The following is a 23,254-nucleotide window of genomic DNA, read 5'->3' on the forward strand; positions in this document are numbered from 1 at the left end:
GCACTGCCATGCGGATACTCGTCGTCACCGTCGTCCACCACCCCGAGGACGCGCGCATACTGCACCGGCAGATCGCCGCGCTGCGCGAACGCGGCCACGAGGTGGTGTACGCGGCGCCGTACGCGGCCCGCGGCGCCCTGCCCCGGCCGTACGTCGAGGGCGTGGACCTGCCCCGGGCGGCCGGACGGGACCGGCGCGCGGCGCTGCGCGCGGCCCGGGCGCTGCTGGCCGAACGCGGCCCGGCGGCGGACGTGATACTGCTGCACGACCCGGAGCTGCTGCTCACCCTGCCCGGCACCCTGCGCCGGCTGCGCCGGGCCGGGGCGGTGCCGGTCACCGTGTGGGACGTGCACGAGGACACGGCGGCGGCCGTGGCGATGAAGGGCTGGGTGCCCCGGCCGCTGCGTCCCCCGCTGCGCGCGGCGGTACGGGCGGCCGAGCGGCTGGCCGAACGCCGGGTGCGGCTGCTGCTCGCGGAGGACGCCTACCAGCGCCGGTTCCGGCGCCACCATCCCGTCGTCCCCAACCTCGCCACCCCGCCGCCCGGCCCGCCCCCGCCGCCGGGTGACGACCGGGTGGTCTACCTGGGCCAGCTGTCCCGGGCGCGGGGCGCGCTCGAACTGATCGCCCTGGCGCGGCTGCTGGCCCCGGCCGTGCGGGTCGAGGCGATCGGCACGGCCGATCCCGACGTGCGGGACGCGCTCGCGACGGCCGACCGGGAGGGGGTCTTGCGCTGGTACGGCTTCCTGCCCAACGACCGTGCGCTGGCCCGGCTGTCCGGCGCCCTGGCCGGCCTGTCCCTGCTGCACGACCAGCCCAACTACCGGCACTCCCGGCCCACCAAGGTCGTGGAGTACATGGCCCACGGCGTGCCCGTCGTCACCACGCCCACCCCGCTCGCCGCGGAGCTGGTCGAACGGCACGGCTGCGGGCTGGTGGTGCCCTACCGGGACCCGTCGGCGGCGGCGACCGCGATACGACGGCTGGCCGACGACACCGGCCTACGGCTCCACGCCGCCCGCCAGGGCCGGCAGGCCGCCGTCTCCGAACTGAACTGGCGCCCCCACGCGGCCGACTTCGTGGACCTGCTGGAACTGTGGGTCAAGGAGGAGACATCCGGCGCGGGCACGACCTGAGCGCGAGAACGTGCGGCGGCGCCCGACAGGGGGCCGGACCGGGGGCGTACGGCCGCGCGTCGAACAGCGGACCGCGCGGGAGGCGCCCCGCACAGCGGCCACGGCCACGGTGTGCGGCGGCACGCCGAACAACGGGCGTGTCCAAGGCCGTACAGCCGCGCGCCGAACAGAGAACTCGGTCAGGGGTGCAGCGGCGTGCTGTGCGACAGGCCCGGCCGGGTACGCACGGCGGCATACCGGAAGCGGGCCCGGCCGAGGGCGTGCGGCCGCGCGACGGGCCCGCTCAAGGGGTGCGGGCCTGCTCGGTGGGCCGGGCCGGGCGGGGGTGGGCGGCGGCGTCCAGCAGGGGGCCGAGTTCTCGTACGGCGGTGGTGAGGGGGGCGGTGTCGTGTTCGGCGCGGGCCAGCAGGATCGCGCCCTCCAGGGTGCTGATCATGAGCGTGGCCAGCGGCTCGGCGCGGCCCGCGGGCACGCCCAGGTCGGTCAGGGCCGCGGCGAGCGGCGCGCGCCAGGCCGTGAAAGCGGCCGCGGCCGCTTGGCGAGTCGCGTCGGCCGAGGTGGCGCAGTCGACCGTGGCGGCGGCGACCGGGCAGCCCGCCGCGAAGCCGTCCGCCGCGTACTCGTCGGTCCACTGCGCGGCCATCGCCGCGAACAGCCCGCTCGGCGTCGGCTCGTCCAGCCCCGCGAGGAAGCGGGCGATCCGCCGGCCCGCGTACCTCCCGGCCCACTGGACCGCCTCGTTGACCAGCTGTTCCTTGCCGCCCGGGAAGTAGTGCTGGAGGGAGCCGCGCGGGGCGCCGGCGTGCGCGGCGACCTCGCGCATCCCGGTCGCGGCGACCCCGTGCCGCCGGATGAGCTGGGCCGCGCTGAAGACCATCCGCTCCCGCGGTCCGGGCCGCGCCTCGGTCATGCGTCGCCTCCGTTCCTCCCCCGGCTTCCTCCGCCCTCAGCCTATGACCGCCGTCATAACCGGCGCTACTATGACCAGTGTCATAAGCGGCGCGCGGCGCGAAGGGCGGCCGGTCATGGACGTCGGATTCATCGGCCTCGGAGTGATGGGCGGGCCCATGGCCCTGCGCCTGGCGCGGGCCGGCACCCCGTTGGTGGTCTGGAACCGGACCCCGCACCGGGCGGAGCCGCTGCGCGCGGCCGGCGCCGAGGTCGCGGCGGACGCCGCCGAGGTGTTCGCGCGGGCCGGGGTGGTGCTGCTGATGCTCGCCGACGAGGCCGCGGTGGACGCGGTCCTCGGCCGGGGTACACCGGAACTGGCCGCGCGTGTGGCGGGCCGCACCGTGGTGCACATGGGCACGACCGCCCCCGAGTACTCCCGCGCGCTGGAGGCGGACATCCGCGCCGCGGGCGGCCGGTACGCCGAGGCGCCGGTCTCCGGGTCCCGGGTGCCGGCGGAACAGGGGCGGCTGGTCGCGATGCTCGCCGGCGAGGAGGACGCCGTGGCCGCCGTACGGCCGCTGCTCGCGCCGATGTGCCGGGAGACGTTCGGGTGCGGCGCGGTGCCGGGCGCGCTGCTGATGAAGCTGTCGGTGAACCTCTTCCTGATCACCCAGGTGACCGGGCTGGCCGAGGCGTTCCACTTCGCCGAGCGGCAGGGGCTGGACCGCCGGCTGTTCCTGGAGGTCCTGGACGCGGGCCCGATGGCCAGCGCGGTGTCCCGGATGAAGGCGCCGAAGCTGCGCGAGCGCGACTTCTCGGTGCAGGCGGCGGCCCTGGACGTGCTGAAGAACAACCGGCTGATCGCCGACGCGGCCCGTGCCGCCCGCCTCGCCTCGCCGCTCCTGGACGTGTGTCACGCCCTGTTCCGGGAGACGGTGGCCGGGGGCCACGGCGGGGAGGACATGGTGGCCGTGCTGCGCGCGATCGAGGCACGGACGGCCGAAGCGCCTTAGCCGGACCGCCCGAACGCACCGGCCGGGCGGCCGTACCACCTCGCGCACCCCACCGCGCGCCCGGCCTCCCCACCGCGCGCGCCCGGGTCAGCCCTCGCGCGGGATGCCGTACGCGCGCTCGACGTGCAGCCGCAGCACCAGGCGGCGGTCGCGGACCATGGCGGCCCGGAAGTCGTCCCAGTCCGGGTGGTCGCCGAGGACGTCGCGGTAGAGCCGTTCCAGTTCCGCCACGGTGTCGTCGCCCGGGTCGGCGGCGACCGGGGTCAGCTCGGCGGTGCCCTCGGCGACGGTGTACGCCCAGCGGTCGGCGCTGGTGACGTGGTACGAGGCACGCGGGTCGCGGCGCAGGTTGCGGGTCTTGGCGCGGTCGTCGGTGACCGAGATCCGGATGATCCGCTCGTCCGGGTAGTAGGCGTGGCTGACGTTGGACAGCTGCGGGCGGCCGTCGCGCCGGAGGGTGACCAGTACGCCGCCGTGACCTTCGGAGAGCAGGCCGAGCAGCGCCTCTTGCGTGGGGGCTTGAGTCATACCCCGGTCAACCGGGCCGGGCGCCCCGCGCATTCCCGGTCACCCACCGTGAGTAGACACTGTCTACTGCCGACTGGTAGACAGTGTCTATGACCGACTCCGACACCAGCCTGCGCGACCGTCTCGTGGACGCCGGCGTGGAACTGCTGGCCGCCGAGGGCCTCCAGGCGCTGACCCTGCGGGAGATCGCCCGGCGCACCGGCGTCTCGCACGGCGCGCCGCGCCGCTACTTCCCCACCCACCTGGAGCTGCTGTCCGCCATCGCCCGGCGGGGCTTCGCCGACCTGGCCGAGCGGACCCGACGGGCGCTGGACCGGGAGACCGGCGGGCCCCGCGCCCGGGTGGCCGTGCTGGCCGGGACGTACCTGGAGTTCGCGCTGGAGCAGCCCGGCATGTACGAGCTGATGTTCCGTCACGATCTGCTGGAGAGCGGCCGGCTGGGGCTGCGGGAGACGAGCCTGCCGCTGTCCTCGCTGTTCGCCGGCCTGATCGCCGCTGCCGCCCCGGGCGCCGACGCCCCGCGCGTCGCGGGCGCCCTGTGGGCCAACCTGCACGGGCTGGCCCAACTGTGGCGCTGGCGGAGTCTGCAACTCGCGACCGGCGAGGAGGACTTGGCCGCCCTGCTGGAGACGGTGCTGGCCGCGCACCTGGGTCCCGGTGAGAGCCGGTGAACCGGCCCTGGACGCTGGCGAGCAGTGTCGCGGGCGCGGTGGTCGTCGCGCTGGACGGTACGGCCCTCACGGTCGCCCAGCCCAGCCTGCAACGGGACTTGAGCACCTCCTTCACCGAGGTGCAGTGGACCAGCACCGCCTATCTCGTCGCGGTGGCGAGCCTGCTGGTGTTCGCGGGGCGGCTCGCCGACCGGTACGGGCAGTGGCGCGTCTTCGGACTGGGGATGCTCGGCTTCGGGGCCGCCTCGGCGGGCATCGCCGTGGCCCCCGGCGTCGGCTGGGTGATCGCACTGCGGGCGGCGCAGGGGGTGTTCGGGGCGCTGGCGCAGCCGGCCACGCTGGGCATGCTGCGGGCCGCGTATCCGCCGGACCGGCTGGCGTCGCCGCTGGCGGTGCGGACGGGGGCGATCGGGCTGGCGGCGGCCGCGGGGCCCCTGGTGGGCGGGGCGCTGGTGACCGGACCGGGCTGGCGGGCGGTGTTCCTGGTCAACGTGGTGCCCGCGCTCGTCTTCGGCCTGCCCGCCCTGGCCCGCCGGGACCGGCGGGCGGCGCCCGCGCGGACCCCGCTGGACCTGCCCGGGGCCGCGCTGCTCGCGGTGTCGCTGGCCTGCCTGGTGTACGCGGTCACGGCCCGGCCGGTCTCCGGCGCGGGGCTCGCCGCGGCCGCGCTGACAGCCGTCGTCCTGGTCCGGCACGAGCGGCGCGCGGCGAGCCCGCTGCTGCCGCCGGAGCTGATCGGCGCGCGGACGGCCGGGGCGGCGCTCGGCATCCTGGTGGCCGTCTCCGCGTCGATGTCCGGCACGCTGTTCGTCGCCACGTACGTGCTCCAGCGCCGGCTCGGTCTGGACGCCTTCCACAGCGCGCTGAGCGGCCTGCCGCTGGCGGTGCTGATGGTGCTGTCGGCGGTGCTGTGCCCCGCGTCGCTGCGCCGCTGGGGAGCGCGCCGGATGACGGCGACGGCCGCGGCGGCCCTCGCGCTGGGGGTGCTGCTGCTGTCCCGGACCACCGCCCCGGCCGGGATCGGCCTCGCCTTCGCGCTGCTCGGCGCCGGCTTCGGCACGGTGATGGTGGCGGCCACGCAGGTGATCGTGCGCGGGGCCCAGGTGCGGACGGCCGGGGTGGCGGGCGGAGTACAGCAGACCGCGCTGAACGTCGGCCCCGCCGTGGGCGTGGCGGCGGCGAGCGCGCTGCTCGGCACGGGCACCCAGGGCGCGCTGCTCGCCCTGGCGGCGGTGGCCGCGCTCGCCGTGCCGGTGGCCCGCCTGCTGCCGGGACCGGCCGGTGCCGCGTCGCGCGCCCCCGCCCCGCACGCCCCTGTCCCGGCCGCCGCTCCTGAGCGACGATGAGAGGCGGAACGGACGAGTCGGGACGGGCGGACGCGACCGGAGGAGAGCGATGGGACGGCTGCGACAGGACGTCGACCCCGTGGAGGCGGGACTGGACCCCGGGGCCCTCGGCCGGCTGGACGGGCACTTCGCCCGGTACGTCGACGAGGGGCGGCTGCCCGGCTTCCTGGTGGCGGTGGCCCGGGGCGGCCGGGTCGCCCACCTGACCACGTACGGGCTGCGGGACGTGGCGGCCGGGCGGCCGGTGGAGCCGGACACGCTGTGGCGGATCTACTCGATGACCAAACCGGTCACCGCCGTGGCGGTGCTGCTGCTCGTCCAGGACGGCCTGCTGTCCCTGGACGAGCCGCTGGAGCGCCGTCTGCCCGAATTCGCCGGGCCCCGGGTGTACACGGGCGGCTCGGGCGACGACGTGCGCACCCGCCCGGCCGCCGGCCCCGTCCTGATCCGGCATCTGCTCACCCACACCGCCGGCCTGACCTTCGGCTTCTACCACCGCCACCCCGTGGACGCGCTCTACCGCGCGGCGGGCCTGGAGTACTCGGTGCCGCCGGGCAAGGACCTCGCGGAGACCGTCGCGCTGTACGCCCGGCTGCCGTTGCAGTCCGATCCTGGCACGCAGTGGAACTACTCGGTCGCCTCCAATGTGCTGGGCCGGGTGATCGAGGTCGTCTCCGGGCAGCCGCTGGACGCGTTCTTCGCCGAACGGATCCTGGGCCCGCTCGGCATGACCGACACCGGCTTCCACGTCAGCGCCGAACAGGCCGGCCGGCTGGCCGAGTTGTACGGCGAGACGGACGAGGGCGGGATCGAGCCGGTGCCGGGGCTGCCGGTGCGCGGCCGGCCGCTCTTCCTGTCCGGCAGCGGCGGCCTGGTCTCCTCCGCCCACGACTACCACCGGTTCATGGAGATGCTGCGCCGGGGCGGCGAGCTGGACGGCGTACGGCTGCTGCACCCGGACACGCTCGCCCTGATGACCCGCAACCAGTTGCCCGGCGGGGCCACCCTCCGCTCCTTCGGCGCCCCGGTCCACCGGGAGCCGGGCATGGACGGGCTCGGCTTCGGCTTCAACGTCTCCGTCGTCATCGACCCGTCCCGCACCCTGGCCCCGTCCCACCTCGGCACCTACGGCTGGACCGGCGTGGCCGGCACCGCGTTCTGGGTCGACCCGGACCGCGACCTGACCGTGCAGTTCCTGACCCAGGTGCGCCCGAAGAACCTGAAGCTGTTCCCCGAGCTGCGCCGGCTGGTGCACGAGGCGGTGACCGGCTGAACGCACCGGCCCACGCCGCGTAGGCGCGGCGCGGTCACACCAGGTTGGCCTCCGGGCGCGGGGCGTCGGCCGCGAACCGCTCGGCGCTCAGGGGGCCGACGTCCAGGAAGGGCGCGCGCCCCAGGCAGAGGTCGCGGATCACCTCGCCGACGGCGGGTCCCTGGAGGAAGCCGTGTCCGGAGAAGCCGGTGGCGTACAGGAACCTGGACACCGTCGGGGCCTCGCCGATCAGGGCGTTGTGGTCGGGGGTGTTCTCGTACAGGCCCGCCCAGCCGCCGGTGTGGGGCAGGTCCAGCAGGGCGGGCGCGCGCCGGGCCATCGCCTCGGTGAGCCGGGGCAGCCAGCGGTCGTGGGTGCCGGTGGCGAACCCGGGCCGCTCGTCCGGGTCGGACATGCCGAGCAGCAGGCCGGGGCCCTCGCGGTGGAAGTAGAGGCTGGTGGTGAAGTCGATGGTCATGGGCAGCGTGGCCGGTGGCTCCGGCACCGGCCCGGTCACGGCGATCTGCCGGCGCAGCGGCCGTACCGGGAGGTCCACGCCCGCCATCGCGCCGACCGCCCGCGACCAGGCGCCGGCCGCGCAGACCACGGTGTCCGTGGCGATCGGGCCGAGGGTGGTGCGGACCCCGGTGACGGTGTCGCCGCGCAGGTCGATGCCGGTGACCTCGGTGTGGCGCAGGACGCGCACGCCGAGGGCGCGGGCGGCGCGCGCGTAGCCGTGGACGACGGCCTCGGGGGTGCAGTGGCCGTCGTCCGGGGAGTACGCGGCGGCCAGCAGGCCGTCGGTGGTGATCAGCGGGGAGAGGCGGCGGGCCTCCCCCGGGGTGATCAGGCGGCTGGGCACCCCGAGGGAGTTCTGCAGCCGGACGCCCGCCTCGAAGGAGGCCACCTGTTCCGGGGTGGAGAGCAGGAACAGATAGCCGACCCGGTGCAGCCCGATGTCCTGTCCGACCTCCCGCTCGAAGCTGCCGAACGCCTCCAGGCCGCGCGCGCCGAGCCGGATGTTCAGCTCGTCGGAGAACTGGGCGCGCACCCCGCCGGCGGCCTTGGAGGTGGAGCCGGAGGCGAGTTCGTCCCGTTCCACGAGGACGACGTCCCGCACTCCGGCGCGGGCGAGGTGCCAGGCGACGCTCGTGCCGATCACCCCGCCGCCGACGATGACCACCCGGGCCCGGAGACTCATCGCGCTCCCTCCTCCTCGCCGTCGCCTCGTCAGGAGCCGTGGCCGACGGCGGCCGGCCGGGGCAGGTGGTGGTCCATCCGCTCCCGTCCGGTCCGTGCTACGCGATGGTGCGCTCGCACGGCTCGATCGGCAACGGCACCTGCTCGGCCACCTGGACGCCGTGCCGCGCCGGCGCCTCACGCTCGCGCGGCTTGCCGGACAGCGGCCGTACCGGGTCCGGGCAGGACCAGGATCGCCGCCAGGGGTACCGCCGCCAGGGCCGCCCAGGGCAGTGCCGGGGGCAGCCCGAGGTCGAGGAGCGCGCCGGAGGCCGTGCTGCCGAGCAGGACCAGCAGGCCGGAGACGGAGGACAGGGCACCGGTGTAGAGGCCGATGCGGCCGGGTTCGGCGAGGTCGGGCAGCCAGGCGCGGGCGACCGGCGCGACCAGCATCTGGCCCGCGGTGAGCAGGACGACGAGGACGGCGAGCGGGGCGAGTCCGGCCGGGCCGGTGAGGCCGGCCGGGCGGGCCGCGGCGACGGCGGCGAATCCGGCGCCCGTCAGCAGCAGCCCGGCGGCCAGCGAGCGGCGCGGGGTGAGCCGGCGGCCCGCCCAGCGGGTCACGGGCAGTTGGACGCCCACCACCAGCAGGGAGGACAGCGCGAACAGCCAGGCGACCGGCGCCTGGGAGCCGGAGACGCGCCGTACTTCGGCGGGCAGGGCGAGGTAGAGCTGGTTGTAGGCGAGCAGTTGGGCGCCGTAGCCGCAACACAGGGCGAGGAAGCGGCGGTTGCGCAGCAGCGGCCCGAGTCCGCCGCGCACGGCGACGGGTTCGCGGCCGGGGATGTGCCGGGGCAGCAGGACGGCGTGCCCGGCGAGTACGGCCGTGAACACGGCCGCGCCGGCCAGGCAGACCGTGCGGAAGTCGGCCGTCAGCAGCAGGGCGCCCAGCAGCGGGCCGGTGAAGGCGCCCGCCTGCCCGGCGACGGTGAACAGGGCCAGCACCCGGGCGCGCGGCCCGTCGCCGGCCTCCTCCCGCAGGACGGCCTGCCGGGCGACCTCCGACTCCACCGCCGGGGAGAACAGCGCGGCGGCGCAGCCGATCAGCAGCACGGAGCCGATCACCGACCAGGTCCGTTCGGCGTAGCCGAGCCAGGCGAACCCGGCGATGCGCAGCGCGCAGCCGGTGAGGACGACGGGCCGGACGCCGTACCGGTCGGCGAGGGCGCCGCCCACCACGAACAGCCCCTGCTGGCTGAAGGTGCGCAGTCCGAGGACGACCCCGACCAGCCAGCCGGCCATGCCGATCGCCGTGCCGAGGTGTTCGGCGAGGAACGGCAGTACGGCGAAGAAACCGATGTTGAAGGCGAGTTGGGTGAGGATCAGCAGCCGGAGCAGCGGGGTGAGCGGGGCCCGGTCGGTACGCGGGGCGGTCATCGGACGGCCTTCTCCCTTACGGCGCCGACGGGTCGGGCGGGCCTCGCCTCCGCCGCTGCCCCCGTCCCCGGAGCGCCGGTGAGCCGGGCCGGGCGGCGGCGCAGGGCGCCCGCGGAGGTCACCGCCAGCGCGCCGAGGACGGCGAGGACGGCGGCGGGGGCGAGGACGGCCCAGGGGGCACGTTCGGCGTAGGGCTGGTTCTCGGCGAGCAGCCGGCCCCACTCGGGGGACGGCGGCTGGGCGCCGAGGCCGAGGAAGCCGAGCGCGGCGAGGGCGAGCGCGGTGCCGGGCAGCCGCAGCAGGGCGTGCCGGGTGACGGACGGGACGACGGCGGGCAGCAGTTCGTGGCGCAGCAGGTACCAGCGGCCGGCGCCGAGGGCCCGGGTGGCGGTGAGGTGGAGGGCGGCGCGCTCTTGGCGGAGCAGGGCGGAGGTGTGGGTGGCGAGCGGCGCCCAGGCGACGGCGGCGACGGCGAGCGCGGGGGTGGCCGGGCCGCCCCCGGTGACGGCGGTGACCAGCAGCGCGGCGAGCACGGGCGGTACGGCGTTGACGGTGTCGGCGAGCGGCCCGGACAGCCGGGGCACCAGGCCGAGCAGCAGCCCGGCGAGCAGGGTGCCGGCGCTGATCACGAGCGCGAGCAGCAGGGTGTCCAGGGCGCCGTGGGCGACCCGGGCGAGCAGGTCGCGGCCGAGCGCGTCGGTGCCGAACGGGTGGGCCCAGGAGGGGGGCCGCAGGCGGGCGGTGGTGTTCAGGGCGAGCGGGTCGCGGGGCAGGCCGGCCGCGAGGACCGCGAGCAGCGCCCCGCCGAGCAGCAGCGGCGGGGTGCGGCGGACGGCCGGGGTGAGCCGGGGCGGGGCGGGCAGGGCGCCGTCGCGCAGGGCGGGGCCGGTGAGCAGCCGGACGGCGAGCCGGGCCGCGCCGGTGGCGAGCGCGGCGAGCAGCAGCAGGGCGAGGGTGCCGGCCTGGAGGACGGGCAGGTCCTGGGCGAGGGCGGCCTGGAGGGTGGTGCGGCCGAGGCCGGGGATGTCGTAGAGCTGTTCGACGGCCACGGCGCCGCCGGTCATGCCGACGACGAACAGGGCGGTGTTGGGCAGCAGTCCGGGCAGGCAGCGGCGTACCGCCTGGCGGGCGACGCGCGCCCGGGGCAGTCCGCGCGCGGCGGCGGCGCGCGCCCAGGGTTCGGCGAAGGCGCCGGGCAGCTGGTCGTCGAGGAGCCGGCCGAGGACGGCTCCGGCGGGCAGGCCGAGGGCGAGCGCGGGCAGCACGGTGTACTGGGGCCCGTACCAGCCGAGGGCGGGCAGCCAGCCGAGCTGGACGCCGACGACGGTGGCGAGGACGGAGGCGGTGAGGAACTCCGGCAGGGTGGCGAGCATCGCGGAGCCGGTGCCGCCGGGCCGGGTCCGGCCGCCCCGGTACAGGGTGCGGGCGCAGACCGCGGCGGCGGTGCAGGCGGCCACCAGGAGGGCGACCGCCATGAGCAGCAGGGAGGCGCCGAGCGCCTGTACGACGACGGGTCCGGCCTCGGCCCCGGAGATCCAGGACCGGCCCGCGTCGCCGCGCGGCAGCCCGCCGAGCCAGCGCCCGAGCAGGGTCAGCGGCCCGGCGTCCAGTCCGAGTTGGTCGCGGATGGCGGCGAGGACGGCGGGGTCCGGGTCGCGGTCCTGGGCGCGGGCCTTGAGGACGGTGAGCGCGGGGTCGGTGCGGCTGAGCCAGGGCAGCAGGCCGATCCCGCACACCAGGGCGGAGGCGAGCGAGGCCCGCCACAGCACGGTCCGCACGGGTCAGCGCCGGGTGCCGGTGCCGATGAGGGTGCGCTCGTAGGGGTCGAGCAGCACGCCCTTGACGGAGCGGCCGACGCCGGTGATGACGCGCTGGTGGACCAGCGGTACGACGGAGTCGGTGCCGAGGACGCGGGCCTCGGCGCGCAGTGCCGCGTCCTGCCGCTTGACGGTGTCGGCGGTGCGTTCGGCCTCGGCGACGGCCCGGTCGACGTCCTTGTCGCACAGCAGGGCCAGGTTGTAGTTGCCGGCGCAGGTGTAGTCGCCGGCCAGGATGGCGACCGGGTCGCCGGTGTCGACGAGGCTGTTGCGGGCGAGCACGAAGGCGTCGAACTTCCCGGCGAGGGCGTCGCTCTCCAGCCGCGCGTACTCGCGGACGACGAGTTCGACGCGGAAGCCGGCCTTCTCCAGCTGCTGCTTCAGCACCTGGGCGACCTCGGGGAGTTCGGGCCGGTTGTCGTAGGTGGCCAGGGTGATCCGGGTGCCGTCGGGCCGCTTCGGCGCGGCCCTGCCGACCGGTGCGGGGTGCCGTCCCTCGGCCCAGCCGACGGCGGGGCCGTAGATGCCGGTGCCGCGGTCGGCGTGGCCCTCGTAGACGTCCTTGGCGAGGGCGGAGGTGTCCACGGCGGCGCGGGCGGCGGCGCGCAGCCCCGCGTCCTCGAACGGGCCCGAGCGGTGGTTGAGCAGCAGGCTGGTGGTGCGGGTGGTGGCGGTCTCCCGGCGGGTGTCCGGCTCGAGGGTGGCGGCCTGGGCGACGGGGACTGCTTCGGCGATGTCCGTGTCGCCGCTGCGCAGGGCGTTGGTGCGGGCGGTGCCGTCGGGGACGAAGCGGACGTCGATGCCGGCGCTCTGGGCGCGGCCGCCCCAGTAGCCGTCGTAGCGGTCGAGGGTCGCGGAGGTGGCGCCGTTGACCTTCTTCAGGACGTAGGGGCCGGTGCCGGCGCCGGCCGGGTCGACGCGGTCCTTGTCCCGGTAGGCCTTGGCGGAGAGCACGGCGAGGCCGGGGCTGGACAGTCTGAGCGGCAGGATGGGGTCGGGCCGGCCGGTGCTGACGCGTATCCGGTGCCGGTCCAGGGCCTTGGCGGTGAGGGTCACTCCGGACAGGGCGGCCGGGGCGGGCCGGGCGTGGGCGGCCCGGTCGAGGGAGGCGGCCACGGCGTCGGCGGTGACCTCGGAGCCGTCGTGGAAGGTGGCCTCGCGCAGGGTGAACTGCCAGGTGCGGGCGTCCTGCCGGCGCCAGGAGGAGGCGAGGGCGGGCGCGGCGGTGCCGTTGCCGTCGAGCGCGGTGAGGCTCTCGGTGATGCCGAGCCGGCTCAGGATGGTGGCGTCGGCGCCGTACGGGGAGAGCCGTTCGGCGGGCGGGAAGGCGAGCGCGACACGGAGCCGGGAGCCGTCGGCGGGCTTGTCGTCCGCCTCGCCGGAGGAGGCGAAGCAGCCGGCGAGGAGGGGCGTGGCGAGCAGGGTGGCGAGCAGGCGGGAAGGGCGCGGGGCAGGCATGGTCCTCAGGTTCGTGCTGGGTGGGGGTGGCGTGCGGCTGGCTCCGGACGACGACAGATTACATGGAAATCATTTCCACTAAGCCATCGCGTGCTCGGGGTCGCCCACCGCGCCTCCGGTCCGCTTCAACGGGATCTCGAAGTGCACGACGCTCTGTCCGCCCCCGGCGTCCTCGCGCTCGTCGTGCACGACCGTGCCGAGCGAGCGCCAGAAGGGTTCGGCGCCGGGCACGGCGGGGTCGGTGTGCAGGTACACGGACCGGTAGCCGCCGTCCGCCGCGGCGAAGTCCAGCAGCCGGGCCACCAGTTCGCGCGCGATACCCTGGCGCCGGTGGCCGGGGCGCACGTACACGCGGCGCAGTTGCGCGGTCGCGCCGGAGGGGTACCGTTCGGCCAGCCGGGGCGGGTTCGGCGGCGACTGCGGGCCGCGCGAGTCGAGGGCGCCGGTGCCGACGACCAGCCCGTCCCCGTCCACGGCGACGAGCAGGGTGTGCCGGGCGGGCGCGAGGTAGTAGGCGGCCGGGTCCACGATGTCGGCGTGCCACCGGGGTACGTATCCGGTGCCGAAGTCGCGGTAGACGGTGTCGAGCATGACGGACCTCGCACTGTCGAGGTCGTCGGCGGTCGCGGGCCTCACGCTATATGTACGCACTTGCACATCATATGCATTAAGTGCGAGGTCATGATCGTGGGGCAACCTTCCCGCCCGCTCGGCCGTCGCCTCTGCGGAGGCGACGCCTCCGGGTCGCGCCCCGCGGCCTCCAGCCCCCTGAGCGAGACACCTTGACCGAGAGCACCACCACCCTCCGGGACGGGCACACCCCCGTCTCGCCCTCCCCCGCGGAGATACGCGCCGAGCGCCGCCGGCTGATCGAGTCGATCCGCGCCCTGCGCCGGCTGCTGGACGGGCGCCGCGCCTTCGAACTCGCCGACCGGCGGCGGCTGAACCGCGAGGCCCGGGACCACGCGCGCGCCGAGGCGGCCTGTGCGAAGACGCTGCGACGCGTCCACGAGCGAAGGCTGCGCCGGGAACGGTCCCTGGCCCGCCGCATCGACGGCCTCGACGGCAAGCGCGAGCACCAGGAGCGGCGCGCCCTGCTGGTGCTGCGCCGGGAGTCGGTCGAGAGCTCGCTGCGCGCCACCCGGCTCACCACGGGCGACGTCAACGGCATCGGCGCGGGCCTGATCCGGGACCTCGCCGCCGCCGGGATCCGCACGGCCGCCGACTTCACCCGGGTCAGCTGGGGCAAGGCCCCGGGCGGCAAGGGCGGCGAGGTGCTGTACATCCACCGCCCGCACGGCCGCAAGGTGCACGTCAACGGGATCGGGGAGCACCGGGGGCGGCCGCTGATGGAGTGGCGCCGGGCCGCCGTGGCCCGCGCCAAGGCCCGGGCGCCGCAGGAACTGCCGCCGGACCAGCGGCACCGCATCGCCGAGATCATCGAGGCCGAACGGGCCCGGCTCCGGGCGGAGGCGGCCGAGCTGCCCCGGGAGGCGGAGGCGGCCCGCGAGGAGGCCGTACGGCTGCGCACCGAGGCGCTGTCCCGGCTCACCGGGGCGGCGCGCGAGGCCGGCCGGCAGGCCGCCGAGCGCCGGGCGGAGTTCGACGCGATGGCCGAGCGGCTGCTCGCCCTCCAGGCGGAACTCGCCGCCCACCGGGACCGGTACGGCGACGCGGGCCGCCGCCTCCGGCACGCCCAGGCCCGCGCCCTGCGCCCGCTCCCGGCGGCCCCGGCTCCGTACGTTCCCCGCGCTACCGGCTCCCCCGGAACCCCCGGCGAGCCGGGCATCGCGGACGGCGCCCGTGCCGGAGCGGGCGCGCCGGCGGACGGCCCCTGGACCGAGCCAGCACCCGGCACTCACGTGCGCCCGAGCCTCGGCTGGCTGCTGCCGGTCGCCCTGTTCGCCCTGTTCACCGTGGCCGGCGTCGGTGAACTGGGCGACACCACGCCCCCGCTGTGGCTGCGGGCGGGCTCCCGGCTCGCCGCGCTCGCGGCCACCACGGAGCTGCTGCGCCTGTGGGTCCCGCGCAGGCGCCCGTGGACGGCGGCGCCGATGCCGCCCGGCACCGGCGCGCAGTCCGCCGGTGTGTTCCTCGCACTGGCCGCGGCGGGCATGTTCGGGTCCGGGGACGCGGATGTCCTCGGCCCCGCCTGGGCGACCGGCGGCCTGGCGGCCCTGCTGCTGGCTACGGGGACGGGGCGTCGGAGGAAGGGCTGAGCCCCGAAGGACCGGCGCCGGGAAGCGATGCGGCCGCCCGGGAGACCGAGGCCCGTGGGCGGTGTGACGGGCCACGGTGGTTCGGGAGTGGTCGCGGAGTCGCGACAGGTCCGGGCCGGCCGGGTCGTGCCGCTGCGCGAGGGTGGGTCATGTGCGGTGAGCCGGCGGTCAGGCGCCGGCCCCCGCGGCTTCCTCGATGAGGTCGGTGACCGGGCCGGGCTGGGAGGCGAGGGACGCGTGGCCGGCATCCAGCTCGATCGTCTTGCGCGGGTTCATCCGCTGGGCCATACGGCGTTCGTTGTCCGGGTGGATCATGCGGTCGTCGGTGGAGACCTGGTACCAGGCCGGCTTCACGCGCCAGGCGGGCGCGGTGATGGTGTCGCCGAACGTCGCTCCCAGCGGCGCCTTCTGCGTCACCGCCATGACCAGGGCCTCCTCCTCCGGCAGGTCCTGGGCGAAGCTCTCGTGGAACTTGTCCTGCTTGATCCACAGGAAGCCGTCGGAGTCGGGAGCGATGTTCTCGAAGGCCGCAGGGGGCTTCTCCTGGCTGATCTGCCCGGGGCTTTCACCGGCGTCCGGGGCGAACGCGGCCACATAGACCAGCCCGGTGACATGGGGCAGGTCCCCGGCCTCGGTGATGACAGCACCTCCATACGAGTGGCCGACCAGCACCACGGGCCCATCGATCTGCCGCACCATCTTGCGGGTGCGCTCGGCGTCGTCGGCCAGCGAGGTCAACGGGTTCTCCACCGCGTGCAGTGAGGTGAACCCGCGCCGATGCAGCTCGGTGATGACTTTGGCCCAATGGGCGGCACCGCCCCAGAACCCGTGGACCAGGACGATCGCGGGCTTGTCGGCCATGAGGTCCGCCTTCCGCGGGACGAGGACGTGTCTCCCCGAGCACACCGCGGTTCACCGGCCGGCGCACACAGAGCCGACCGATCGGGTGACCCCCTGCCGGGGCCGCCGCCCGAGCGCTTGTCCTGGTCGACCGCACCCCTGGGACCGGGGTCCGTCCCTGCGCAGGGGGGCCCGTCCATCCCCGGCACAGCTGCGTGCCCCTGCCCAGGCCGATGTGGCGGATCAGCCGCACCGCGGGGGAAGTCGCTCGTGGAAGCCGAGCCGAACCTCACACCGGAAGGGGTGATCGGATCTCATGAGCAGACCGGCCGAGCACAAGCACCGCAGGGTTCCTGGAGTTCTGCGACATGCTCTTCCAGCCAGGCAGGGCGGAGGAAGCCGTCGACACCTGCCTCAGCCCCGACTACATGCAGCACAACCCGGGTGTGGCCGACGGACGGGAGCCCCTGGCCCGGTGCGCCGCCGGGATGGTCGCTTCCGTGCCCGGCCTCGAGTGGAACCTGCGGCGCGCCATCGCCGAGGACGACCTGGTGGCCGTGCACCGGCACATGACCACCGGCCCGGGCACGTCCGGCCGTGGACGAGAGCGCCGACCGGCGTCAGGGCGTACGGCCGAAGCAGCCGGAACAGCGCGCGACGTCGCCCCGCGGGAGAGTTCGGTGGTCAGGGGCCGGCCGTCGTGATGCCGCGGCGGGCCGCCGGGTCAGCCCTTCTGCTCGACCCGCACCCAGTCGATCTCGGCCTGCACTCCCCCGGCCGCGATCTTGTCGACACTGGACTGGGGCAGCCCCCAGTAGGGCGCGGTGACCTTGTTCCAGCCGGCCGGATAGGCGCCGCCGAGGGCGAGATTCAGGATGAGGTACTGCTGGTGGCCGAAGACCCACTGGCCCCGGGTGGACTCCAGCTTGTTCCGGGTCGTCTCCTGGACCAGGCGGTCGTCCACGAAGAAGCGCAGCGCCGTCGGGGTCCATTCGACCGCGTAGGTGTGCCACTGGTCCGCGGTGCCGCCGCCGGGGTAGGTCTGGCGGGCGCCGATGTTGCCGTCCGCCGAGTAGCCGGGGCCGTGCAGGGCGGAGCTGGTCCAGTCCGGGTAGCCGATGTTCTCCATGATGTCGGTCTCGCCGGAGGCCGGCCAGGACACGGAGGGGTCGTCGACGTCGCTGCCGAGCAGCCAGAACGCCGGCCAGAACCCGTCGCCGACCGGCAGCCTCATCCGGGCGCCGACCTTGCCGTAGGTGAAGTCGAGACGGGTGTGGGTGTCGACGCGGCCGGAGGTGAAGTCGTAGGTCCCGCCGCCCGCCCGGGTGCAGCCCTTGCAGTACTTGGCCTTCAGCACCAGGCTGCCGTCGCGGGTGGCGATGTTGTCGGACGAGTCGACGTACGCCTGGGACTCGCCGTTGACCGGGCCCATCTCGGTGCCGGTGCGCACCACCCGCCACTTGGAGCGGTCCAGGGCGGCGCCGGTGAAGTCGTCGAAGAAGGTGGTGCGGTAGTCGCCCGGCGGGTCGGCCGGGAGGGCCGGGTACGCGGCCGAGGCGCTGCCGCCCGTGCCCCAGACCTGGAACTCGTAGAGCGAGTAGCCGAACTGGGCGGTGGCGGGGGCCGGGTTGTGGAAGGAGCGGCGCTCCTTGCCGAGCATGCGGACGTAGCGGCCCGTCACGGGCGTGGGCAGCCGGACCGAGTCGTGCAGGCCGGCCGCGTCGGACGGCGACTTGACGTCGGCGCGACGGGCGGCGATCTCGGCGGGCGAGGGTTCGTGGACCGTGCGCCAGGTGCGGTTGTCGTCGGACACCTGGAGGAGGTAGTCGACGGCGTAGGCCGACTCCCAGTAGAGGTCCACCGTGTCGATGGTGGACGGCGCGCCGAGGTCCACCGACACCCAGCGGTCCGCGTTCCAGTCGCTGGACCAGCGGCTGGCATCGCCCTTGAGGCTCGCGGGCCAGCCGCCGTCGGTGAGGAACGCCGGTGAATGGGCCGCGTCCTGGTAGTAGTTCGCGTACGCCGGGTGGTTGAGGGCGAGGTTGGTGCGGGTGGTGGAGGCCGGGGCGGGCTCGCCGCCGTAGACCTTGAAGCTCCACAGCGAGTAGCCGTAGGGCGTGGCGCGTTCCAGGCCGCGCAGCCGGAGGTAGCGGCCGGTGACCTCCTGGGGGTGGGTGTACGCGGTGACCGAGCCGCCGGTGCCGGCGGTCTCGGTGTAGAACGGCGTCCAGTCGGTGCCGTTCTTCGAGCTCTCCAGGACGTAGCGCTTGCCGTAGGCGGCCTCCCAGTCGAGGGTGACGCGGTCGACCCGGAGCACGGCGCCGAGGTCGATACGGATCCAGGCGTCGTCGGCGAAATTGCTGGACCAGCGGGTGGCCGCGTCGCCGTCGAAGGCCAGGCCTGGGCCGGTGCCGGCGTGCTCGCTGCCGGAGGCGGTGACGGCGGCCGGGTTCAGCGCGTAGGCGGCGGCCCCCCGGTCGGTGTCCCAGCCGGCGGCGGCCGGGGCGGCGACGGCTGGGACGGGGGCGGCCAGCAGCGGCCCCGAGGACAGCAGGGCGGTGGCGGCGAGGGTGGCGAGCAGGGTGCGGGATCGCATGCGGCTCTCCTTGTGGGGTTGAGGTGCACTCCGACGGTTGTCGTGCTCATGACATTCAAGGGGCGGGCGCGCCGGTGGACACGGACTCCCCTGCCGTGTCCACCGGCCGTCCGGGCCGGGCTCAGTCGGCCCGGCGTGTCAGGCCGCCCGGCGGGTCAGGCCGCGGTGGGCGCGGACCAGGTCCGCGTACCGCCGGCCGCTGCCCTTGATCGTGCGGACCTGGGTGCGGTAGTCGACGTGGACCAGCCCGAACCGCTTGTCGTAGCCGTACGCCCACTCGAAGTTGTCCAGCAGGGACCAGGCGAAGTAGCCGGCCAGCGGGGCGCCCTTGCGGACGGCGGCGGCGCAGGCCGCGAGGTGGCGCTCCAGGTAGTCCTGGCGTTCGGGGTCCGCCACGCTGCCGTCGGGGCGTACGAGGTCCGGGAAGGCGGAGCCGTTCTCGGTGACGTACAGGGTGCGGGCGCCGTACTCCTCGGTGAGCCGGAGCAGCAGCGTCTCGATGCCGGAGGCGTCGATCTCCCAGTCCATGCCGGTGCGCGGGACGCCCTCGCGCCGGACGGAACGGGCGTACGGCGCCGGCCCCTCGGGGTCGTCGGCCACGTACTGCGGGAAGTAGTAGTTCAGGCCGAGCCAGTCGAGCGGGGTCGCGATGGCCGCCAAGTCGGCGTCTTTCAGGGGTAGTTCGACTCCGTAGGTGTCCACCATGTCGGCGGGGAAGCCGCGGCCGTGCACGGGGTCGAGCCACCAGCGGTTGACGTGGCCGTCGAGCCGGCGGGCCGCCGCCAGGTCCTCGGGGCGGTCGGTGGCCGGGTGCACGGTGGAGAGGTTGTTGACAATCCCGACCCGGGCACCGGGGGCGGCGGCGCGGATCGCCTGGGTGGCCAGGCCGTGGCCGAGGAGCAGATGGCAGGAGGCGCGGACGGCGGCGGTCAGGTCCGTCCAGCCGGGCGCCATCGTGCCTTCCAGGTGGCCGATCCAGGCCGAGCACGAGGGCTCGTTGAGGGTGGTCCACAGGGTCACGCGGTCACCGAGGCGCCCGGCGACGACGGAGGCGTACTCGGCGAACGCCCGCGCGGTGTCGCGCTCCGGCCAGCCGCCGCGGTCCTGGAGCACCTGGGGCAGGTCCCAGTGGTAGAGGGTGACGGACGGGGTGATGCCCGCCTGGAGCAGATCGTCCACCAACTCGTCGTAGAACGCGAGGCCCTTGGCGTTGACCGGGCCGGTGCCGCCGGGGACCACCCGGGGCCAGGCCACGGAGAACCGGTAGGCGTTGACGCCGAGTTCGCGCATCAGGCCGATGTCCTCGCGCCGGCGGTGGTAGTGGTCGCAGGCGACATCGCCGTTGTCACCGTTGGCGATCTTCCCAGGGGTGTGCGAGAAGGTGTCCCAGATCGAGGGCGAACGGCCGTCCTCGGCCACCGCTCCCTCGATCTGGTACGCCGCGGTGGCCGTGCCCCACAGGAAGTCGGGCGGGAAGGCGGCGAGGTCGATGGGTTCGGACACGGGAGTCCCTTCGGGATCAGGGGTGGGGGTCACTTGACGGCGCCCGCCGTCAGGCCCGCGACGAGATAGCGCTGGAGCAGCAGGAACCCGGCCACCACGGGCACGCTGACGACCAGCGAGGCGGCCATGATCTGGTTCCAGTAGACGTCGTTCAGGGTGGAGTAGGCCTGGAGGCCGACGGCGAGGGTGCGGGTGGTGTCGTTGGTCATGACCGACGCGAAGAGCACCTCGCCCCAGGCGGTCATGAAGGAGTAGACGGCGACCGCGACGATGCCGGGGCTCGCGGCCGGCACGACGATCCGCAGCAGCGCCCGCAGCGGGCCGCAGCCGTCCACCAGGGCCGCCTCGTCCAGGTCGCGCGGCACCGAGTCGAAGTACCCGATCAGCATCCAGATGGAGAACGGCAGCGAGAAGGTGAGGTAGGTCAGGATCAGCCCGCCGCGCGAGCCGAACAGGGCGATGCCGGTGGCGTTGCCGATGTTGACGTAGAGCAGGAACAGCGGGAGCAGGAAGAGGATGCCGGGGAACATCTGCGTCGACAGCACGGTCACCGTGAAGACGCGTTTGCCGCGGAAGTCGTGACGGCTGACGGCGTAGGCCGCGAACACGGCGATGACGACCGAGCAGACGGTCGCCGCGCCCGCCACGATCAGCGAGTTCACGAAGTACCGCGCGAGCGGCACCGTCGACCAGATGTCGATGTACGGGCGGACGGTCAGCCCGCTGGGCAGCCAGTGGAACTCGCCGGTGACGTCCGCGAGCGGCTTCAGCGAGCTGGAGACCATCACGTACACCGGGACCAGCACGAACCCGGCGAGCAGGGTGAGGAAGACCCGCCGGAGCCACAGGAACGAGCGCGCGGGCGCCATGGGCGAGCGGGGGGCGGTCAGCCGCGTGCGGGCGGGTGTCGCGGGCGTGCGGGCGGGCGCCTCCGGCGTGCGGGTGCTAGACATCGGCGGCCCTCCGTCCGCGCGAGGTGAGCAGCAGGTAGCCGCCCGTGACGGCGAGCAGGAAGAGCAGCAGCAGGACGGACATGGCCGAGCCGGTGCCGAAGTTCCAGGTGACGAAGGAGGATTGGTAGATGTGGACGGAGACGAGGTCGGCGGCCTCGGGCGCGGACTTGCCGAACAGCACGTACGGCGTGTTGAAGTCGTTGAACGTCCACAGGAACAGCGCCAGGACGAGCACCTGGTTGACGGGGCGCAGCGAGGGCAGGGTGATGCGGCGGATCCGCTGCCAGGTCCCGGCGCCGTCCAGCGCGGCGGCCTCGTACAGCTCCCGGGGGATGTTCTGCAGCCCGGCGGTCACGATGAGGAAGGCGAACGGCCAGCCCTTCCACACCGAGACGGTCAGCAGGGCGTAGAAGCTGTTGTCGCCGATGAGCCAGAAGGAGGGCTTGTCGGTGAGGTGCAGCTGGTCGTGCAGCACGTGGTTCACCAGGCCGTTGTCGTGCTGGAACATGAACACCCAGGTGATCACGGCGGTGTAGACGGGCAGCGCGTACGGCACGAGGAACAGGGCGCGCAGCAGTCCGCGTCCGCGGAAGGTGTCCTGCATGAAGACCGCGGCGGCGGTGCCGATCAGCCAGCACAGGCCGACCGACAGCAGGGTGAAGCCGACGGTGACGAGGAAGGAGTGCAGCAGGGCCTCGCCCACGGGGGCGTCGAAGTCCACCGACACCTGGTAGTTGCCGAGGCCGGACCAGGGGGCGGTGCCCCAGTCGCGGATGTAGAACTGGGTGAGCTCCTTGAAGCTCATCACGACGCCGATGACCATCGGCACCAGGTGGACGAGGAGTTCGAGCAGCAGGGCGGGCAGGAGCAGCAGATACGGCAGCGAGAGGCGGCGCAGCCGTCCGGGGCGGCGGGACGCGCGCGCCGCCACCCCGGACGGGGCCTGGCGCACCGGCTCCTTGAAGGCGGTGGTGGTCATCGTCGGGCTCACGCCGCCGGCATCTGCTGCTGGGCCTTGCGCAGCTTGGCCTGCACCGAGCCGGTGGTCACCGGCCGCCCGGCGGCGGCGTCGGCGAACAGTTCCTTGACGGCCGTGCCGACCGTCGTCTCGAACTGCGACTCGGAGGGGACCTGCGGCAGCGCGGCGGCGCTGGTGGCCAGGGTGTCCTTCAGTACCGCGGTGTCCGGGGCGGCGAACGCGGGGTCCGCCTGCGCGGACTTGACCGGCGGGATGGCGCTGTAGGCCTTGTTGAGGATCTTCTGCTCCTCGTCGGACGTCATGAACTTCACGAACCGCTTGGCGCCGTCGAGGTTGTCGGTGTTCTTGAAGACGGCCATGTTGATGCCCATGACCGGCGAGTTGACCTGGGTGCCGCCGCCGGGCGCACCCGAGATCACCGGTACGGGCGCGATGCCGTAGGCGTCCTCGCTCATCCCCTGGGACTTGAGGTTGGCGGAGGCGGTCTGCCACAGCAGCATGGCCTGCTTGCCCTTGGCGAAGTCGCTGACGGACTGGTTCTGCGCGTACTCGGCGTCACCGGCCGGGATGACCTTGTCCTTGGCCATCAGGTCGACGTAGCTCTTGACCGCGTCGACCACCTTGGGGCCCGTGAAGTCGGGCTTGCCGTCGGCGGTGAAGAAGTCGGCGCCGTGCTGCTTGGCGAAGACGAAGACGTGGTGGATGTTCTCCGACAGGTTCGAACCCTCGGCGCCCAGCGGGGACTTGCCCTTGGCCCTGATCTTCTTGCCGGCCTCGATCAGTTCGGCCCAGGTGGCCGGGGGCTTGGGGACGCCGGCCTCGGCGAAGATCTTCTTGTTGTAGTAGAGGGCGTACGCCATCGAGTACAGCGGGACCGCGGCCGGGTCCTTGCCCTGGGCGCCGGTCGAGCCGAGCGCGGTCTCGGCGAACCGGTCCCGGCCGCCGATCGCGGCGAAGTTCTTCTCGTCCCAGGGCAGCAGCGCGCCGGTCGCCTGGAGGGAGGCGCTCCAGGTGTTGCCGATGTTCAGCACGTCCGGGCCCTGGCCCGAGGTGGTGGCGGTCAGGATCCGGTTGAGCAGGTCCGACCAGGGCACGACCTCCAACTCCACCTTGATCCCGGTCTGTTGCTCGAACTTGTCCAGCTCGGGCCGGAGCACCTTCTTGTCCGCCTCGATGCTGGCCCCCTGGTTGGACGCCCAGTACGTCAGCGTCTTCGGCGAGTCGTTGGACCCGCCGCCGGTGGCCGATCCGCCTCCGCAGGCCGTGACCGCGAGGGCGAGTGACAGGGTGACGGCGCCTACGGCCGCGGCTCGGATGCTGCGCATGCGTCCCGGTGTCCCTTCGGGGATTGCACTCATGACTTAATTTAGGACGTGAGTTAATCCGCCGGGAGGGCGATCGTCAAGGGATTCGACGGGTGATCGTCGGGGAGTGGG

Annotated in this window: 20 protein-coding genes; 7 read left to right on the top strand and 13 right to left on the bottom strand. The window is 74.6% G+C overall.

Annotated features, from left to right (window positions below):
- Positions 1–8 precede the first annotated feature (8 nt).
- Positions 9–1,136: a glycosyltransferase gene (locus ACSURM_RS07105; protein WP_436954099.1), complete on the top strand. Its 1,128-nt coding sequence runs from the start codon at positions 9–11 to the stop codon at positions 1,134–1,136.
- A gap of 283 nt (positions 1,137–1,419) precedes the next feature.
- Here ACSURM_RS07105 and ACSURM_RS07110 read toward each other — a convergent pair whose 3' ends face one another.
- A complete protein-coding gene (locus ACSURM_RS07110) occupies positions 1,420–2,046 on the bottom strand; it encodes a TetR/AcrR family transcriptional regulator (protein WP_436954100.1) in 627 nt (208 codons plus the stop codon).
- A gap of 115 nt (positions 2,047–2,161) precedes the next feature.
- Between ACSURM_RS07110 and ACSURM_RS07115 the strand changes: the two genes are divergently transcribed.
- On the top strand, positions 2,162–3,040 hold the full coding sequence (locus ACSURM_RS07115) for an NAD(P)-dependent oxidoreductase (RefSeq protein WP_436954101.1): 879 nt from the start codon (positions 2,162–2,164) through the stop codon (positions 3,038–3,040).
- An 87-nt stretch (positions 3,041–3,127) separates the two neighbouring features.
- Here ACSURM_RS07115 and ACSURM_RS07120 read toward each other — a convergent pair whose 3' ends face one another.
- A complete protein-coding gene (locus ACSURM_RS07120; RefSeq protein WP_436954103.1) occupies positions 3,128–3,568 on the bottom strand; it encodes a PPOX class F420-dependent oxidoreductase in 441 nt (146 codons plus the stop codon).
- An 89-nt stretch (positions 3,569–3,657) separates the two neighbouring features.
- On the opposite strand from ACSURM_RS07120, the gene ACSURM_RS07125 reads away from it, so the two are divergent.
- The 3 genes from ACSURM_RS07125 to ACSURM_RS07135 are packed head-to-tail and all read left to right on the top strand — an operon-like array spanning position 3,658 to position 6,858.
- Positions 3,658–4,239, top strand: coding sequence for a TetR/AcrR family transcriptional regulator (locus ACSURM_RS07125; RefSeq protein WP_436954105.1), 582 nt, complete (start codon positions 3,658–3,660; stop codon positions 4,237–4,239).
- A complete protein-coding gene (locus ACSURM_RS07130) occupies positions 4,236–5,585 on the top strand; it encodes an MFS transporter (protein ID WP_436954106.1) in 1,350 nt (449 codons plus the stop codon). The genes ACSURM_RS07125 and ACSURM_RS07130 overlap by 4 nt, the downstream gene beginning before the upstream one ends.
- Before the next feature lie 49 nt (positions 5,586–5,634).
- The gene (locus ACSURM_RS07135; RefSeq protein WP_436954107.1) at positions 5,635–6,858 is read left to right on the top strand and encodes a serine hydrolase domain-containing protein; all 1,224 of its coding nucleotides are present in this window, start codon (positions 5,635–5,637) and stop codon (positions 6,856–6,858) included.
- A 34-nt stretch (positions 6,859–6,892) separates the two neighbouring features.
- On the opposite strand, the gene ACSURM_RS07140 is transcribed toward ACSURM_RS07135, so the two are convergent.
- From ACSURM_RS07140 to ACSURM_RS07160, 5 genes are all read right to left on the bottom strand, one after another.
- Complete coding sequence (locus tag ACSURM_RS07140) at positions 6,893–8,038, bottom strand: NAD(P)/FAD-dependent oxidoreductase (protein ID WP_436954108.1); 1,146 nt, start codon at positions 8,036–8,038, stop codon at positions 6,893–6,895.
- A 176-nt stretch (positions 8,039–8,214) separates the two neighbouring features.
- Positions 8,215–9,453 (bottom strand): MDR family MFS transporter, encoded by a 1,239-nt coding sequence (locus ACSURM_RS07145; protein ID WP_436954109.1) that lies wholly within the window; start codon positions 9,451–9,453, stop codon positions 8,215–8,217.
- Positions 9,450–11,231: an ABC transporter permease subunit gene (locus tag ACSURM_RS07150; protein ID WP_436954110.1), complete on the bottom strand. Its 1,782-nt coding sequence runs from the start codon at positions 11,229–11,231 to the stop codon at positions 9,450–9,452. The genes ACSURM_RS07145 and ACSURM_RS07150 overlap by 4 nt, the downstream gene beginning before the upstream one ends.
- A 3-nt stretch (positions 11,232–11,234) precedes the next feature.
- A complete protein-coding gene (locus ACSURM_RS07155) occupies positions 11,235–12,728 on the bottom strand; it encodes an ABC transporter substrate-binding protein (RefSeq protein ID WP_436954111.1) in 1,494 nt (497 codons plus the stop codon).
- 78 nt (positions 12,729–12,806) lie between these two features.
- Positions 12,807–13,379: a GNAT family N-acetyltransferase gene (locus tag ACSURM_RS07160; protein WP_436954112.1), complete on the bottom strand. Its 573-nt coding sequence runs from the start codon at positions 13,377–13,379 to the stop codon at positions 12,807–12,809.
- Between the two features lie 131 nt (positions 13,380–13,510).
- Between ACSURM_RS07160 and ACSURM_RS07165 the strand changes: the two genes are divergently transcribed.
- Positions 13,511–14,947 carry a hypothetical protein gene (locus tag ACSURM_RS07165; protein WP_436954113.1) on the top strand — a complete coding sequence of 479 codons (1,437 nt, stop codon included), beginning with the start codon at positions 13,511–13,513 and terminating at the stop codon, positions 14,945–14,947.
- A 168-nt stretch (positions 14,948–15,115) separates the two neighbouring features.
- Here ACSURM_RS07165 and ACSURM_RS07170 read toward each other — a convergent pair whose 3' ends face one another.
- Positions 15,116–15,808, bottom strand: coding sequence for an alpha/beta hydrolase (locus ACSURM_RS07170; protein WP_436954114.1), 693 nt, complete (start codon positions 15,806–15,808; stop codon positions 15,116–15,118).
- Between the two features lie 347 nt (positions 15,809–16,155).
- Between ACSURM_RS07170 and ACSURM_RS07175 the strand changes: the two genes are divergently transcribed.
- Positions 16,156–16,491, top strand: coding sequence for a nuclear transport factor 2 family protein (locus ACSURM_RS07175; protein ID WP_436954115.1), 336 nt, complete (start codon positions 16,156–16,158; stop codon positions 16,489–16,491).
- A 20-nt stretch (positions 16,492–16,511) separates the two neighbouring features.
- Here ACSURM_RS07175 and ACSURM_RS07180 read toward each other — a convergent pair whose 3' ends face one another.
- The 5 genes from ACSURM_RS07180 to ACSURM_RS07200 form a co-directional block, all read right to left on the bottom strand.
- The gene (locus ACSURM_RS07180; protein WP_436954116.1) at positions 16,512–18,383 is read right to left on the bottom strand and encodes a discoidin domain-containing protein; all 1,872 of its coding nucleotides are present in this window, start codon (positions 18,381–18,383) and stop codon (positions 16,512–16,514) included.
- A 138-nt stretch (positions 18,384–18,521) separates the two neighbouring features.
- Positions 18,522–19,886 carry a GH1 family beta-glucosidase gene (locus ACSURM_RS07185; protein ID WP_436954117.1) on the bottom strand — a complete coding sequence of 455 codons (1,365 nt, stop codon included), beginning with the start codon at positions 19,884–19,886 and terminating at the stop codon, positions 18,522–18,524.
- A 29-nt stretch (positions 19,887–19,915) separates the two neighbouring features.
- The gene (locus ACSURM_RS07190; protein WP_436960972.1) at positions 19,916–20,755 is read right to left on the bottom strand and encodes a carbohydrate ABC transporter permease; all 840 of its coding nucleotides are present in this window, start codon (positions 20,753–20,755) and stop codon (positions 19,916–19,918) included.
- 76 nt (positions 20,756–20,831) lie between these two features.
- Positions 20,832–21,818, bottom strand: a complete 987-nt coding sequence (locus ACSURM_RS07195; protein WP_436954118.1) for a carbohydrate ABC transporter permease — start codon at positions 21,816–21,818, stop codon at positions 20,832–20,834.
- An 8-nt stretch (positions 21,819–21,826) separates the two neighbouring features.
- A complete protein-coding gene (locus tag ACSURM_RS07200) occupies positions 21,827–23,143 on the bottom strand; it encodes an ABC transporter substrate-binding protein (protein ID WP_436954119.1) in 1,317 nt (438 codons plus the stop codon).
- Positions 23,144–23,254 lie beyond the last annotated feature (111 nt).

This window comes from Streptomyces sp. SudanB182_2057, assembly GCF_964272715.1.
GTDB lineage: Bacteria > Actinomycetota > Actinomycetes > Streptomycetales > Streptomycetaceae > Streptomyces > Streptomyces rubradiris.